The sequence below is a fragment of the Streptomyces sp. NBC_01257 genome (assembly GCF_035917255.1).
GTDB lineage: Bacteria > Actinomycetota > Actinomycetes > Streptomycetales > Streptomycetaceae > Streptomyces.
On record NZ_CP108472.1, the window covers coordinates 1,263,539 to 1,279,848 of the forward strand.

At 70.6% G+C, this 16,310-nt stretch carries 11 protein-coding genes; 10 read left to right on the forward strand and 1 reads right to left on the reverse strand.

All coding sequences use genetic code 11. The features are described from left to right. Window positions 1-26: 26 nt before the first annotated feature. Window positions 27-1,373: an MFS transporter gene (locus OG408_RS05445; protein WP_266775998.1), complete on the reverse strand. Its 1,347-nt coding sequence runs from the start codon at window positions 1,371-1,373 to the stop codon at window positions 27-29. Between the two features lie 341 nt (window positions 1,374-1,714). Between OG408_RS05445 and OG408_RS05450 the strand changes: the two genes are divergently transcribed. From OG408_RS05450 to OG408_RS05495, 10 genes are all read left to right on the forward strand, one after another. Then, on the forward strand, window positions 1,715-2,953 hold the full coding sequence (locus OG408_RS05450) for a Mur ligase family protein (protein ID WP_148015277.1): 1,239 nt from the start codon (window positions 1,715-1,717) through the stop codon (window positions 2,951-2,953). Between the two features lie 34 nt (window positions 2,954-2,987). Further along, window positions 2,988-3,716 carry a type 1 glutamine amidotransferase gene (locus OG408_RS05455; protein ID WP_266776001.1) on the forward strand — a complete coding sequence of 243 codons (729 nt, stop codon included), beginning with the start codon at window positions 2,988-2,990 and terminating at the stop codon, window positions 3,714-3,716. Window positions 3,717-3,859: 143 nt separating this feature from the next. Further along, entirely contained in the window at window positions 3,860-4,885 is a 1,026-nt protein-coding gene (locus OG408_RS05460; protein ID WP_266776003.1) for a 6-phosphofructokinase, read from the forward strand. Between the two features lie 119 nt (window positions 4,886-5,004). Beyond that, window positions 5,005-5,955, forward strand: coding sequence for a cytochrome c oxidase assembly protein (locus OG408_RS05465; protein WP_266776005.1), 951 nt, complete (start codon window positions 5,005-5,007; stop codon window positions 5,953-5,955). A gap of 115 nt (window positions 5,956-6,070) precedes the next feature. Continuing rightward, window positions 6,071-6,229, forward strand: coding sequence for a hypothetical protein (locus OG408_RS05470; protein WP_266776007.1), 159 nt, complete (start codon window positions 6,071-6,073; stop codon window positions 6,227-6,229). A gap of 994 nt (window positions 6,230-7,223) precedes the next feature. Then, window positions 7,224-8,759 carry an endo-1,4-beta-xylanase gene (locus OG408_RS05475; RefSeq protein ID WP_326668551.1) on the forward strand — a complete coding sequence of 512 codons (1,536 nt, stop codon included), beginning with the start codon at window positions 7,224-7,226 and terminating at the stop codon, window positions 8,757-8,759. Between the two features lie 170 nt (window positions 8,760-8,929). After that, window positions 8,930-11,686 (forward strand): glycoside hydrolase family 48 protein, encoded by a 2,757-nt coding sequence (locus OG408_RS05480; protein WP_326674477.1) that lies wholly within the window; start codon window positions 8,930-8,932, stop codon window positions 11,684-11,686. Between the two features lie 284 nt (window positions 11,687-11,970). After that, window positions 11,971-14,091, forward strand: a complete 2,121-nt coding sequence (locus OG408_RS05485) for a glycoside hydrolase family 6 protein (RefSeq protein WP_285566916.1) — start codon at window positions 11,971-11,973, stop codon at window positions 14,089-14,091. 352 nt (window positions 14,092-14,443) lie between these two features. Next, window positions 14,444-15,157 (forward strand): lysophospholipid acyltransferase family protein, encoded by a 714-nt coding sequence (locus OG408_RS05490; RefSeq protein ID WP_266776011.1) that lies wholly within the window; start codon window positions 14,444-14,446, stop codon window positions 15,155-15,157. A gap of 64 nt (window positions 15,158-15,221) precedes the next feature. Continuing rightward, complete coding sequence (locus OG408_RS05495) at window positions 15,222-16,271, forward strand: NAD-dependent epimerase/dehydratase family protein (protein WP_326668555.1); 1,050 nt, start codon at window positions 15,222-15,224, stop codon at window positions 16,269-16,271. The last annotated feature ends 39 nt before the right edge of the window (window positions 16,272-16,310 follow it).

Below are 16,310 nucleotides of genomic sequence, written 5' to 3' on the forward strand. Positions count from 1 at the left end.
CCGCCGCCCGGTCCGCGCCGGGCGCCCTACTCCAGATCGCGTCCCTCGGTCTCGGGCAGCGGCACCGCGAAGACCAGGGCGACGGCGAGGAAGCCCATGATGAAGAGGATCGTCGAGGAGTACCCGGTGGCACGGGCCAGCATGTAGCCGACCACGGACGGGGCCAGCGAGGTGGCGCCGAGCTGTGCCGCGGTCGCCCAGGAGTAGCCGGTGGCGCGCAGCGCCGTCGGATAGAACTCGCCGTTCCAGGTGTTCCAGACCCCCCAGGCGCCGAGGCTGAAGAACGAGAGGGCGAAGTTCGCGACGTACATCTCGGTGAGGGTGTCGGAGTACGCGAAGGCGATGCCGGCGACCGCGGCGAGCGCCACGTACGGCAGGAAGATCCGCTTGCGGCCGAACCGGCCGGTCAGGTACGAGGCGGAGACGTACCCCGGGATCATGAACACGGCGCTCAGCGCGACGAATCCGAGGCTCGCGGACATGCTGAGGCCCTTGTCCTGGAGCAGGGTGGGCAGCCAGGTCTGCAGGCCCCAGTAGCCCCAGTTGAAGGCGAAGTTCACGACGAGCATGAGCACGGTCGTCTTCAGCAGCCGGCCGCGGAAGAGCTCGACGGGCCGGCCGGCGAGCTCGGGTTCGACCACCTCGAAGACGGTGCCCTGCGGGACGTCGGCGCCGAGCCGCCTCAGCACGGCCGCTGCGTCGTCGTGGCGTCCCTGCTGGGCCAGCCAGTACGGCGACTCCGGGACCCAGGCCCGGATGGCGAAGACCCAGAGGCCGGCGAGCGCGCTGGCGACGGCGACCACGTGCCAGCCCATGTCACCGAGGAGCTGGGTGGCGCCGACGGCGAGGAGGACGCCGATCGGCCACCCGATGGAGAGGTAGACGGCGGCCCGGCCCCGGCTCTTCGTCGGCAGCAGTTCCAGGAAGTAGGGGAAGGTCACGGTGTAGATGCCGGCCAGGGCGAGGCCGGACAGGAAACGCGCGGCCATGAGGAGCGTGAAGTTCGGCGCCAGGGCGCTGGCCAGCGCGATCACGCCGTACGCCGCCAGGCTCCACAGGCAGACCGCGCGCCGCCCGATCCGGTCGGACACGGGGCCCCACACCAGGCTGCCGGGAATCATGCCGAGGGCCACCGCCGAGAGCACCCAGCCGATACGCCCCTCGTCGATGGCGAAGGCGTCCCCGAGGTCGCCGGACACGTAGACGAGGGCGAGCTGCTCCCAGGACTCGATGACGAACGCCATGAAGAGGGCGAGGGCCGCGAGCAGATGGGAGCGGTTCAGGGACATGTTCTCGAACCAGAAGCCGACGGGCCGTGCGGCGCTCGTGGCCTGCGGTCCGGGGCCCTCCGAGGCCCCGACCTGTGCTGACATCGCGCTCACTGTATGTCCTCCCACACCTGTGTGCCCATCCGTGATCCCGTGGCCGGGCGGAGTGGGCGCACACTAGACGCGGCTCGGGAGCGGCACATGTGCGTGGCGCACTGCGGGAGAACCGGGCCGTGTGCAATCGGCCCTGCAGGGCGTGGTGCGACACCGCGCGCCCTCCGCCGTGCGGGTTCCGCGGGCTCCCCGGGGGGTACGGAGTGCCGCTTTCGTGCTGCCGCCGGGCGTCTTCGTACGGGAACTCCACACCCCGGACGGTGCCGCCGTGCCTTTGCCGCACCGGACATCGATAGGCTGGGCGCGGACCGATGCAAGGAGGATCTAGGACGATGGCAGGCAACACGGAGCCGTTGTCGCCGCGGGCCAAGCTGGCCGTGACGGCGGGCAAGGCCGCTGCGGCGGTGTCACGGGCGGCCGGGCGGGGCAGCGGATCGGTGATCGGCGGCCGGGTGGCGCTCAAGCTCGACCCCGACCTGCTCGGGCGGCTGGCGCAGCACCTGGACGTGATCCTCGTGTCGGCGACCAACGGCAAGACGACCACGACCCGGCTGATCGCGGAGGCGCTGCGGGCGGCGGGCCCGGTCGTGTCGAACGCGCTGGGCGCCAACATGCCCGCGGGTATCACCTCGGCCCTGGCCGGCGGCTCGGACGCGCAGTACGGCGTGATCGAGGTCGACGAGAAGTACCTCGCCGGGGTCGCCCGCGACACCACGCCCAAGGTGATCGCGCTGCTCAACCTCTCGCGCGACCAGCTGGACCGGGCGGCGGAGACCCGGATGCTGGCCGAGAAGTGGCGGGAGGGACTGTCCGGCTCGAAGGCCGTGATCGTCGCCAACGCCGACGACCCGCTGATCGTCTGGGCGGCCTCCTCCTCCCCCAACGTGGTGTGGGTCGCGGCCGGCCAGGCGTGGAAGGACGACGCCTGGTCCTGCCCGTCCTGCGGCGGTGTGATGCAGCGCCCCGGTGACGACTGGTTCTGCGGCGAGTGCGGTTTCCGCCGTCCGCCGCCCAGCTGGGTCCTGCACGGTGACTACGTGCTGGACCCGCACGGTTCGGCATGGCCCATCCACCTCCAGCTGCCCGGCCGCGCCAACAAGGCCAACGCCACCAGCTCGGCCGCCGTGGCCGCCGTCTTCGGGGTGCCGCCGCAGGTCGCCCTGGAGCGGATGTACCAGGTGCAGGCCGTCGCGGGCCGCTACGACGTGGTCACCTTCCTCGGCCGTGAGCTGCGGCTCCTGCTGGCGAAGAACCCGGCGGGCTGGCTGGAGACGTTCTCCCTGATCGACCCGCCGCCCACCCCGGTGATCCTCTCCGTCAACGCCCGCGGTGCGGACGGCACGGACACCTCGTGGCTGTGGGACGTGGACTACACCCAGCTCGCGGGCCACCCGATCTTCGTGCTCGGTGACCGCAAGCTGGACCTCGCGGTCCGGCTCGAAGTGGCCGGTCTCGACTTCCGGGTCTGCGAGAACCTCGACGAGGCCGTGCAGCAGGCACCGCCCGGCCGCATCGAGGTCATCGCCAACTACACCGCCTTCCAGGATCTGCGCCGTCGTGTCGGCAACTGACCCCGGCCCCGGCCCCCTCCGGAGAGGACGAAGCATGAGCAACAACAGCCTGCGGCTGGTGTGGGTCTACCCGGACCTGCTGAGCACCTACGGCGATCAGGGCAACGCCCTCGTGGTGGAGCGCCGGGCCCGTCAGCGCGGTCTCGACGTCTCTCGCGTCGACGTGCGCAGCGACCAGCCGATCCCCACGTCCGGCGACATCTATCTGATCGGCGGCGGTGAGGACCGGCCGCAGCGGCTCGCGGCGGAGCGGCTGCGCCGCGACGGCGGTCTGAGCCGGGCCGCGTCCAACGGCGCGATCATCTTCTCGGTCTGCGCCGGGTACCAGATCCTCGGCCACGAGTTCATCAACGACCTCGGTGAGCGGGAGCAGGGTCTCGGTCTCCTCGATGTGGTCTCGACCCGCGGCGAGGGTGCGCGGTGCGTCGGTGACGTGCTCGCGGACATCGACCCGCACCTCGGGCTTCCGCCGCTGACGGGGTTCGAGAACCACCAGGGCGTCACCCATCTCGGGCCGACGGCGCGCCCGTTCGCGCGGGTGCAGTTCGGCCGGGGCAACGGCACGGGCGACGGCACCGAGGGCGCGTACAACGACACCGTTTTCGGTACGTACATGCACGGTCCGGTGATGGCGCGCAACCCGCTGATCGCAGATCTGCTGCTGAAGCTGGCCCTCGATGTGAACGCGCTGCCGCCGACGGACGACCGCTGGTACGAGGCGCTGCGCGCCGAGCGGATCGCCGCCGCGACCCAGCCCGCCTGATGAGGCGTATTTCGCTCAGCTGAGCGGAGTCCAGCAGGCGGACGCCCGGTTCGGTCCCGCCACCCTGCGCCGGTAGGGTGGCGGGGATCCAACCGGACGACGTGGTCCGGTCGTCGGCCCACGTTGCAAAGGTTTCCCGGGCAATGCGAATTGGTGTGCTCACCTCCGGCGGCGACTGCCCCGGCCTCAATGCCGTCATCCGTTCCGTCGTCCACCGCGCTGTGGTCGACCACGGCGACGAGGTCATCGGCTTCCACGACGGGTGGCGGGGCCTCCTCGAGTGCGACTACCGCAAGCTCGACCTGGACGCGGTCGGCGGCATCCTCGCCCGCGGCGGTACGATCCTCGGCTCCTCCCGGGTCCAGCCCGCGCACCTGCGCGGCGGCGTCGAGACGGCCAGGGGCCATGTCGCGGACCTCGGCCTCGACGCGATCATCCCGATCGGCGGCGAGGGCACGCTGAAGGCCGCCAATCTGCTGTCCGAGGCGGGACTGCCCATCGTCGGCGTTCCGAAGACGATCGACAACGACATCGCGTCCACCGACGTGACCTTCGGCTTCGACACCGCGGTGGGCGTGGCCACCGAGGCCCTCGACCGGCTGAAGACCACCGCCGAGTCCCACCAGCGCGTCATGATCGTCGAGGTCATGGGGCGCCACACCGGCTGGATCGCCCTGCACTCGGGCATGGCTGCCGGTGCGCACGCCATCGTCGTCCCCGAGCGTCCCTTCGACATCGACGAGCTGACCGAGCTGGTCGGCCGGCGCTTCTCGGCCGGCAAGAAGTTCGCGATCGTCGTGGTCGCCGAGGGCGCGAAGCCGCGCGAGGGCTCCATGGAGTTCCAGTCGGGCGTCAAGGACATCTACGGGCACGAGCGCTTCGCCGGTGTGGCGACGCAGCTCTCCATCGAGCTGGAGCAGCGCCTGGGCAAGGAGGCGCGTCCGGTGATCCTCGGCCATGTGCAGCGCGGCGGCACGCCGACCGCGTACGACCGCGTCCTCGCGACCCGCTTCGGCTGGCACGCGGTGGAGGCGGCGCACCGCGGTGAGTTCGGGATGATGACGGCCCTGCGCGGCACGGACATCACGATGGTGCCCCTCGCGGACGCGGTGGAGACCCTGAAGACGGTCCCCGCCGAGCGCTACTCCGAGGCCGAGTGCGTGCTCTGAGACACACCACCGTCTGAGAACCGCCCCCGGCCGCAGTTGCGGCCGGGGGCGGTTCTACTCTGGTCGGGACAACCGGCACGAAACGGGGACGTCCCGACGTCCCCATCGGGAGTGAACAGATGGATCACAGCGGGCACGGCATGAACATGGATCTGCCGCCGTTCACGCTGGGACGCGGACTCCAGTTCTCCGCGGACCCGTTCTTCCTGACCGGCTGCGTCCTCGCGGTGGTCCTGTACGGATACGCGGTGCTGCGGCTGCGCGGGCGCGGGGACGCGTGGCCGGTCAACCGGACCGTCTTCTTCGTCGTCGGCGTGCTGTCCATCGCCCTGGTGATGTGCACCGGTCTGAACGACTACGGCATGGTCATGTTCAGCGTGCACATGGTGCAGCACATGGTGATCAGCATGCTCTCGCCGATCCTGCTGCTGCTGGGCGCGCCCGTGACACTCGCACTGCGTGCCCTGCCGGTCGCCGGGCGTGGCACCAAGGGGCCCCGCGAACTCCTGCTGATGCTGCTGCACAGCCGGTACATGAAGATCATCACGCATCCGGTCTTCACCATCCCGCTGTTCATCGCCAGCCTGTACGCGCTGTACTTCACGCCGCTCTTCGACTTCCTGATGGGTTCGACGGCCGGGCACCTCGCGATGATGGTGCACTTCCTGGCGGTGGGCCTCGTCTTCTTCTGGCCGATCATGGGCATCGACCCGGGGCCGCACCGCCCGGGCTATCTGATGCGGATGCTGGAGCTGTTCGCCGGGATGCCGTTCCACGCCTTCTTCGGCATCGCGCTGATGATGGCGAGCGAGCCGATGGTGAAGGTGTACGAGAACCCGCCCGCCTCGCTCGGTATCGACGCCCTGTCCGACCAGAACGCCGCGGGAGGCATCGCGTGGGCGTTCAGCGAGATCCCGTCGGTGCTGGTCCTGGTGGCCCTGGTGTTCCAGTGGTACCGCTCGGAACAGCGGACGGCGAAGCGCACGGACCGCGCCGCGGACCGGGACGGCGACCAGGAGCTCCAGGCTTACAACGCCTATCTCGCGTCGTTGCAGGCGCGCGGACAGTAGCGGTGGAGGGGCCTTCGGGGTGACGATGGCAGTCACGGCCGTGCGGAGAGCGTGCGTGCCGGGCGTCGGGGCGCAGACAGGGAACCCCGGACAGGACCTCTAGGAAGGTGCGCGCATGTCCGGATCCACGAAGACCATGGGAGTGCTCACCGTAGGTGCCCTGGTGGCAGTCACCGCGTACACGGTGGCGCTGGGGAGCAATGGCTGGCTCTGGTTCGGCTGGGTGGTGCTGGGGCTGATCACGATCGGGATGGTGGCCACCCGGGAGACCTGAGCCGGGGCGCAGCAGGGCGGCACCGTCGCATACACCCGGGCGGTGCCGAGCGCGTGCCCGGCGCCGCGCGCGTTCGCCCCTGCTCTTCGGACGCCGTGCCGCCGGCCGCGTCCGAGGAGTCCGTGACGGGCGTCGCTCAGGAACGCTCGCGGCCCGCGTCGGACTCTTCGGACGCCGTGCCGCCGGCCGCGTCCGAGGAGTCCGTGACGGGCGTCGCTCAGGAACGCTCGCGGCCCGCGTCGGGCTCCGCAGTCCGGTCCCGGCCCCTGCATCCCGCCAGGGGGCATCTCGCCGTCGTCCCGGCGGCAGTCCGAGCCGCTGCACTCGCCGACCGCTCCGGCGGCGGTGGTGGCTCCTCCCCCGGCCCCGACCGGGCAGGCCCGTATCCGTACATCTGGACCATCCGCCCGGCGACGTCCGGCTCGCTCACGGTCCGCCGAGACCGGCTCGGCCCGCTCGGATCGCAGCGGCCGCCCGTCACTCTCCGTTAATGGGAGAACACAGGCGTCCCTCGGCTCCGCGACGACGACAGCCGCACCGATGAGCTGCCCGTCCGGCTCACCCGGGACCGCTGTGCAGTGGGTTTACCACCCGGAGCCGGGGCGGCACCCCGATGGCGTCGATCCGCGGCACATCATTGCGTGGGCGGCACAGGCTCCCGAGGTGTCACCGAGCGTACCCGCGCGGATCGACGCCGCCCGCGCCCCGACGGCACTCCGCGCAGCCGTTCGCCCACCCCGTCGCGCGCGCCGGCCGCGCCGCGCCGGCCGTCCGTTCGGAGTGTGGCCGAGTTAACGCGCTCGTAAGGGAGTTGTGATTTAAGTCTTGACAGGTGCCTATCACCACGCCACCTTGGGAGCGCTCCCACAATCAAGACTTGCACACTCCACTCCCCTCCCTTCTCCCCCAACACCGGGCGGCGACAAGGGCGTTGCGGGGCGCAGCCGCGCTCCTCGTGATGCTCCACGCTGCCCGGCCGAGGAAGGCGTTTGTCATGAGCTTGGTGAAGCGCTGCAGACACAGGCGCACCGGAGGGCTCCCGGCCCTCGTGGTCGGTGCCCTGGCCCTCGCCACCACCCTGACGGGTGGACCGGCGACCGCGGCCGAACAGGGCACGTTGCATGAACTCGCCGCCGCCCAGGGCAGGTACTTCGGCTCCGCCACCGACAACCCCGAACTGCCCGACGCCGTCTACGCGGCCACCCTGGGCTCCGAGTTCGGGCAGATCACCCCCGGCAACTCCATGAAGTGGGACACCACCGAGCCGGTGCGGGGCCAGTTCAGTTTCGCCAAGGGCGACGCGATCACCGACTTCGCGCAGCAGCACGGCCAGACCGTGCGCGGCCACACCCTCGTCTGGCACAGCCAGCTGCCCGGCTGGGTCGGTTCGCTGCCGTCGGCGCAGGTGGAGGCGGCCATGACGAACCACATCACCGAGGAAGCGACGCACTACCGCGGCGCGGTCTCCGCGTGGGACGTGGTGAACGAGCCGTTCAACGAGGACGGGACCTTCCGCACGAGCCCCTTCTACACCGCCATGGGCAGCGACTACGTCGCCACCGCCCTGCGCGCCGCCCATGCCGCGGACCCGGACGCGAAGCTGTATCTCAACGACTACAACATCGAGGGGCTCGGCGCGAAGAGCGACGCGATGTACGCCCTGGTGAGCGAGCTGCTGGCCGAAGGTGTGCCGCTCGACGGGGTCGGGATGCAGGCGCATCTGGCCGTCCAGTACGGCTTCCCGTACCAGATGCAGGCGAACATGCAGCGGTTCGCCGACCTCGGTCTCGACGTGGCCGTCACGGAGCTCGACGTACGGATGCAGTTGCCCTCCGACGCCGCCAAGACCGCCACCCAGACCTCGTACTACCGGCAGGTGACCGAGGCCTGCCTGGCGGTCGCGCGCTGCGTCGGCATCACGGTCTGGGACTACACGGACAAGTACTCCTGGGTCCCGAGCACGTTCCCGGGTGAGGGCGCGGCCAATCTGTACGACGAGGACCTGGCACCGAAGGGCGCCTACTCCGCCGTGCGCGCCGCACTGGGCGGCGACGACGACGGCGGGGAGGGCGGCGGACCCGGCGCGCTCAAGGCGCAGTACCGCAGCGCCGACTCCTCGGTGGCCGACAACCAGATCAAGCCCGGTCTCCAACTCGTGAACACCGGTGACACGGCGGTCGACCTCGCGGACGTGACGGTCCGCTACTGGTTCACCTCCGGCAACGGGGCCTCCACGTACAGCACTTGGTGCGACTGGTCCCCGATCGGCTGCTCCACCGTGACCCACCGGGTCGCCGCCGTGAGCACCCCGGCGGCCGGCGCCGACCACTACCTCGAAGTGGGCTTCAGGAGCGGCAGCCTCGCGCCGGGCGCCACCACGGGTGAGATCCAGCTGCGCCTCAACAAGACGGACTGGTCGAACTTCGACGAGTCGGACGACTACAGCCACGGCACCGGTACCACGTACGCGGACGCCTCGAAGATCGCCGTGTACGCCGACGGCGAGCTGGTCTGGGGCATCGAGCCCTGACCGCAGGCCTCACCGGCCCGCTCCCCCTCAGCTCTTCCGCTCCCCGCGCTTTCCGTACTTTCCGCTCGTCCCCGTCCCCTTCCGCACCCCTCCTTCCCCCGACGACACCCGCCAATGGAGGATTTGTGTCGATATCACGTAGAACATTCAGCAGCGCCCTGGGCGGCAGCCTGCTGGCCATGGGCCTGGCGCAGGGCACCGCCGTCGCGAAGCCCGCGACCCCGGCGGCCGGCTCCGGTGCCCGTGCGGCCGCGGCCGACGACCCTTACACCCAGGCCTTCCTCACCCAGTACGGCAAGATCAAGGCGTCCGCCAACGGCTACTTCAGCCCGGACGGTCTGCCGTACCACTCGGTCGAGACCCTGATGGTGGAGGCGCCCGACCACGGCCACCAGACGACGTCGGAGGCCGTCAGCTTCTGGATGTGGCTGGAGGCGGCGTACGGCAGGGTGACCGGTGACTGGGCGCCCTTCAACGCGGCCTGGGCGGTGGCCGAGAAGACCATCATTCCCCAGCACGCGGACCAGTCGACCGCCGACTCCTACAACCCGTCGGCCCCCGCCACCTATGCTCCCGAGCACCCGCTGCCGAGCGGCTACCCCTCCGCCCTGGACGGCACGGTCAAGGTCGGCACCGACCCGCTGGCCACCGAACTCGCCTCGTCCTACGGCACGATGGACGTCTACGGCATGCACTGGCTGATGGACCTGGACAACGTCTACGGCTACGGCAACAAGCCGGGCACCGGCGGCGAGTCCGGTCCGGGCGCCGGCGCCTCGTACATCAACACCTACCAGCGCGGAGCGCAGGAATCGGTGTGGGAGACGGTCCCGCAGCCGACGACCGACCTGTTCAAGTACGGCGGCCCCAACGGATATCTCGACCTGTTCGTCGGTGACGCGAGCTATGCCAAGCAGTGGAAGTACACCAACGCGCCGGACGCCGACGCCCGCGCGGTGCAGGCTGCCTACTGGGCGTTCCGCTGGGCCTCGGACCAGGGCAAGGAGAGCCAGGTCGCGGCCTCGGTCGCGAAGGCCGCCAAGATGGGCGACTACCTCCGCTACGCCATGTTCGACAAGTACTTCAAGCGGATCGGCGACTGCACCGACCCCGCCTCCTGCCCGGCCGCGACGGGCCGGGACTCGCAGCACTACCTGCTGTCCTGGTACTACGCCTGGGGCGGCGCCGCGGCGGGCAGTGGCGGCGGCTGGGCCTGGCGCATAGGTGACGGCGCCTCCCACCAGGGCTACCAGAACCCGCTGTCGGCCTGGGCGCTGTCCAACGTACCGGCGCTGACGCCCAAGTCGGCGACGGCCAGGGGCGACTGGTCCAAGAGCCTGACCCGGCAGCTGGAGTTCCTGACCTGGCTGCAGTCCAGCGAGGGCGCCTTCGCGGGCGGCTGCACCAACAGCTGGGAGGGGAGCTACAGCGAGCCGCCGGCCGGCACGCCCACCTTCTACGGCATGGCGTACGACTGGCAGCCGGTCTACCACGACCCGCCGAGCAACAACTGGTTCGGGTTCCAGGCCTGGGGCATGGAGCGCCTCGCCGCGTACTACCACGAGACGGGCAACGCGTCCGCCGAGGCGGTGCTGTCCAAGTGGGTCGCCTGGGCCTCGTCGGAGACGACGGTGGGCGCCGACGGCAGCTTCCGCTTCCCGTCGACGCTCAACTGGACGGGGCAGCCGGACACCTGGAACGCGGCGAACCCGGGGAGCAACTCCGGTCTGCACGTCACGGTCGTGGACTACGCCAACGACGTCGGCGTGGGCGCCGCGTACGTCAAGACGCTCACCTACTACGCCGCCAAGTCGGGTGACGAGGACGCCGCGGCGCTGGCCAAGGCGCTGCTGGACGCGATGGCGCTGAACGCCACCGACAAGGGCATCTCGGTGCCGGAGACCAGGAAGGACTACAACCGGTTCAACGACGAGGTGTACATCCCGGCCGGGTGGTCGGGCACCATGCCGAACGGCGACACCATCGAGCCGGGGTCGACCTTCATCGACATCCGCAGCTGGTACAAGGACGACCCGGACTGGCCGAAGGTGCAGGCCTATCTGGACGGCGGCGCGGCCCCCACCTTCACGTACCACCGGTTCTGGGCGCAGGCGGCGCTGGCGCTGGCCTTCGCGATCTACGCGGAGCTGCTGGTGGAGGGCGGCGGCGAGCCGGGCGGGGACACCGAGGCCCCGACGGCGCCGGCCGGCCTGGCCGTGACCGCGACGACCAGCAGCAGTGTCTCGCTCTCCTGGTCGGCCGCCACCGACAACGTCGCGGTGACCGGCTACGACGTCTACCGCAACGGGGTGCTGGCGGGGAACGCGACGACCCGGGCGTTCACCGACACCGGCCTCGCGGCGGCGACCGAGTACAGCTACGCGGTCGCGGCGCGGGACGCCGGCGGCAACACCTCGGCCCTGTCCGCGGCGGTCACCGCCACCACCAAGTCGGGCGGCTCGACCGGCACCGGTGCGGTGAAGGTCCAGTACAAGAACACGGACTCCTCGGCGACCGACAACCAGATCAGGCTGGGGCTGCAGGTTCTCAACACGGGCAGCGCCCCGATCGACCTGTCGACGGTGAAGGTGCGCTACTGGTTCACCTCCGACGGCGGCCCGAGCACCTTCGGCACGTACTGCGACTACGCGGCGCTCGGCTCGTCCACCATCACCCACGCGGTGTCGGCGGTCTCCAGCCCGAAGACGGGGGCCGACCGCTATCTGGAGATCGGGTTCACCGGGGGCGCGGGCACCCTGGCCGCCGGAGCGTCCACCGGTGAGATCCAGCTGCGGCTCAACAAGAGCGACTGGTCCAACTTCAACGAGGCCGACGACTACAGCCGGGCCACCAACACCGCGTACGCGGACACGTCCAAGGTCGGGGCCTATGTGGCCGGCGCCCTCGCCTGGGGTGTCGAGCCGTGACCGGCAGACGGTTCCCGGCCCCGGCCCGGACGGCGTACGTCAACGGCGCCCTGTCCTCGTGCACCACCCCGTGACCCGCCGCTGACCGGCCGGCCACCCACCGCACTCCCGATGGCGGGTCAACCACTCACCCCCGCTGTGCCCGCCATCGGGGAACCACCACCGTCCTCACCGACGCACCACACCCGGGTCGCCGTCTCCGCTGACGGCTTCCCGGAGCACCACCCCCACCGACCCGTCTGCGGGGAGTTTCCGCAGGCGTACGAGAGGAGCACGGAGCCGCAATGAGTACCAGAGGCACGATCATGCACGGGCTGCGCCGGAGGCTGGCCGCAGTCTCCGCCCTGGCCATGGGCGCGGCACTGGCGGTGGCCCTACCCACCACCGCCTCGGCAGCTGCGCGGGTCGACAACCCCTATGTGGGCGCCACGGCATACGTGAACCCCGACTGGTCCGCCAAGGCGGCGGCCGAACCGGGCGGCGCCGCCATCGCCGACACGCCGGCCTTCGTCTGGATGGACCGCATCGCGGCCATCGAGGGCTCGGCCACCGCGAAGAGCCTGCGCGAGCACCTGGACACCGCGCTGGACCAGGGTGCGAACCTGTTCCAGGTCGTCATCTACGACCTGCCGGGACGCGACTGCGCCGCGCTGGCGTCGAACGGTGAGCTCGGTCCCACCGAGCTGGACCGGTACAAGAACGAGTACATCGACCCGATCTCCGACATCCTCGCCGACCCGGCCTACGCGAGCCTGCGGATCGTCACCATCATCGAGCCCGACTCGCTGCCCAACATCGTCACCAACGCGGGCGGCACCGCCGGTTCCACCGATGCCTGCGCGACGATGAAGGCGAACGGCAATTACGAGAAGGGTGTCGGCTACGCCCTGCACACCCTCGGCGCCATCCCGAACGTCTACAACTACATCGACGCCGCCCACCACGGCTGGCTGGGCTGGGACAGCAACATGGGCCCGGCCGCCACGGAGTTCAAGAAGGCCGCCACGTCCGAAGGCGCCACGGTCGACGACGTGGCCGGCTTCATCGTGAACACGGCCAACTACTCGGCTCTCAAGGAGCCGAACTTCAAGATCACCGACTCGGTGAACGGCACCACGGTTCGCCAGTCCAAGTGGGTCGACTGGAACTACTACACCGATGAGCTGACGTTCGCCCAGGCGCTGCGCACGCTGCTGGTGAGCCAGGGCTTCAACTCCAACATCGGCATGCTGATCGACACCGCCCGCAACGGCTGGGGCGGCTCCGCGCGCCCGACCTCCGCGGGCCCGACGACCAGTGTGGACGCCTACGTCAACGGCGGCCGGGTCGACCGGCGCATCCACGCCGGCAACTGGTGCAACCAGAGCGGCGCCGGCATCGGCGAACGTCCCACCGCGGCCCCCGAGACCGGCATCGACGCGTACGTCTGGGCCAAGCCCCCGGGCGAGTCGGACGGCAACAGCGCCCCCATCGACAACGACGAGGGCAAGGGCTTCGACCGGATGTGCGACCCCACGTACACCGGTAACGGCCGCAACGGCAACAGCATGTCGGGTGCCCTGCCCAACTCCCCGCTCGCGGGCCACTGGTTCTCCGCTCAGTTCCAGGAGCTCGTGAAGAACGCCTACCCGCCGATCGACGGCGGTGGCAACCCGGGTGGCGGCGACGACACCCAGGCGCCGACCGCGCCGACCGGTGTGACCGTGACGGCGAAGACCAGCGGCAGCGTCTCGCTGTCCTGGACGGCGTCCACCGACAACACCGGGGTGACCGGCTACGACGTGTTCCGTGACGGCGTGAAGGTGGGCTCCTCCACCACGACCTCGTACACCGACTCGTCGCTGACCGCGTCGACCGCGTACAGCTACACGGTCAAGGCGAAGGACGCGGCCGGCAACGTCTCGTCGGCCTCGGCCGCACTGTCCGCCACCACGTCCGCGGGCGGCGGCACCGGAACGGGCTCGCTCAAGGTGCAGTACAAGAACACCGACTCCTCCGCGACCGACAACCAGATCCGGATGGCGCTGCAGCTGGTCAACACCGGCAGCACCGCGGTGGACCTGTCCACCGTGAAGCTGCGCTACTGGTTCACCCCCGAGTCCGGGGCCTCCACCTTCGGTACCTCGTGCGACTACGCGGTCATCGGCTGCGGGACCCTGACGCACGGTGTGAAGACCGCCGGTTCGGCGGCCGGTGCCAGCCACTACCTGGAGGTCGGCTTCGGCAGCGGCTCCCTGGCGGCGGGCGCGTCCACGGGCGAGATGCAGCTCCGGCTGAACAAGAGCGACTGGTCCAACTTCAACGAGGCCGACGACTACAGCCGTTCGGCGTCGACGACCTTCGCCGACGCCGCGAAGATCGGTGTGTACGTCACCGGCGCGCTGTCCTGGGGTACCGCCCCCTGATCCCGCGTCCCGGCCCCCGTCCTGACACGGTGACGGGGGCCGGGCCCGGGAACCGCAGCAGACCCGCCCCCCGCCGGAGAACCGGCAGGGGGCGGTGTCATGTGCGCGGGAGGTTCGGAACACGGCGGGGTGGGAAGGCGGACCGGACAGGCTCCGTCCCCCTGGTCCTGGTCACGTGGCACAACCTGGACCGGGCTCCCCGGTACTGCCCCTGACGGCGGCCCGCCGGGTGGCTCCTGGCGTGGACGGTTACGAGGGAGGAGGGCTGGACATAGGCTGTCCCCTCTGGCTTGTCCGCTGACCTGGCAGAACGCAGTCCTGGAGCCGATCCGGCAGAGCTTGGAGCCGCCCCGTGTTCTATTACCTGCTCAAGTACGTCGTCCTCGGACCGCTGCTGCGGTTGTTCTTCCGTCCCGTGATCGAGGGCGCTGAGCACATTCCGCAGGACGGTGCGGCGATCGTCGCCGGCAACCACCTGTCGTTCTCCGACCACTTCCTGATGCCCGCCATCATCAGACGGCGGATCACCTTCCTGGCCAAGGCGGAGTACTTCACCGGCCCGGGTGTGAAGGGCCGGCTGACCGCCGCGTTCTTCCGCAGTGCCGGGCAGATCCCGGTGGACCGGTCGGGCAAGGACGCGGGGCAGGCGGCGATCCGTGAGGGACTCGGAGTGCTGAGCAGGGGCGAGCTGCTGGGGATCTACCCGGAGGGAACCCGTTCGCACGACGGCCGTCTCTACAAGGGCAAGGTCGGTGTGGCCGTGATGGCGATCCGGGCCCAGGCGCCGGTGGTGCCGTGCGCGATGGTCGGCACCTTCGAGATCCAGCCTCCCGGCAAGGTCGTCCCGCGCATCAAGAAGGTCACCATCCGCTTCGGCGAACCCCTGGACTTCTCACGCTACGCGGGCCTGGAGAACGAGAAGGCGGCGATCCGGGCGGTCACGGACGAGATCATGTACGCGATCCTCGGCCTGTCCGGTCAGGAGTACGTCGACGAGTACGCGGGCAAGGTGAAGGCGGCCGCGCAGCCGGACGGTGCGGGGAAGTTCCCCGAACGCCGACGCTGACGGCGGATTCGCGATCGGTGAACTTCGCTGGTCAGAGCGTCGGGGGCCGCCTAGCGTTCGATGCATGAGCAAGGGACACGCATGGGTGCTGGGAGCGACGGGCCAGATCGGGCGGGCCGCGGTGCGCTCGCTCGTCGAGGACGGCTGGGAGGTGACCGCGGCCTCGCGGGGCGGCGGTCGTGACGAGCGGTGGGACGAGGGGGTCAGGGCCCTCGCGCTGGACCGCGACGAGGAGGGCGCTCTCGCGGCGGCGCTCGGTGACGGCTGCGATGTGCTGGTGGACATGGTGGCGTACGGGGAGGCGCAGGCCAGCCAGCTGACGGCGCTCGCGGACCGGATCGGCTCGGCGGTGGTCGTCTCCAGCGGGGCGGTGTACGCGGACGAACAGGGCCGCAGTTTCGACACGCTGGGCGAGCCGGACGGGGTGCCGCGCTACCCGGTTCCGATTCCCGAGTCGCAGGCCACGGTCGAGCCCGGCGATGCTACGTACGTGACGCGGAAGATCCGGCTGGAGCGGGAGCTGCTGGCGGCCGGCGACGCTCTTCCGGTGACGCTGTTGCGGGCGGGCGCGGTCCACGGTCCGTACTGCCGCTCCCCGCGTGAGCTCTACTTCGTGAAGCGGGCCCTGGACGGCCGCACGCGCCGGGTGCTGGCGTACGGCGGGAAGTCCCGTTTCCACCCGGTCCACTCGGCCAACGCGGCGGAGCTGATCCGGCTGGCCGCGCTGAAGCCCGGTTCTCGGGTGCTCAACGCCGCGGACCCGCAGGCGCCGACGGTCGCGGAGATCGGCGAGGCGGTGGACGCGGTGCTGGGCCGGCGGTCGACGACCGTGCTGATGCCGGGCGCCGGCACCCCGGACGGCGTGGGTGAGACGCCGTGGAGCAGCGAGTATCCGATCGTCTACGACATGACGGCCGCGGAGCGGGAGCTCGAGTACCGGCCGGTGACGGGCTATGCCGAGTCGCTGCCGGAGACGGTGGAGTGGATCACCGCGCAGCTCGCCGGACGGGACTGGACGGATGCCTATCCGGCGATGCTGCGGTCGTACGGCACCCAGCTCTTCGACTACGCGGCGGAGGACGCCTGGCTGGAGGCGCACGACCGCGAGGTCTGAGCCGGGCGACGGAGGACGGGCGGCCGGTGACGTACCCGG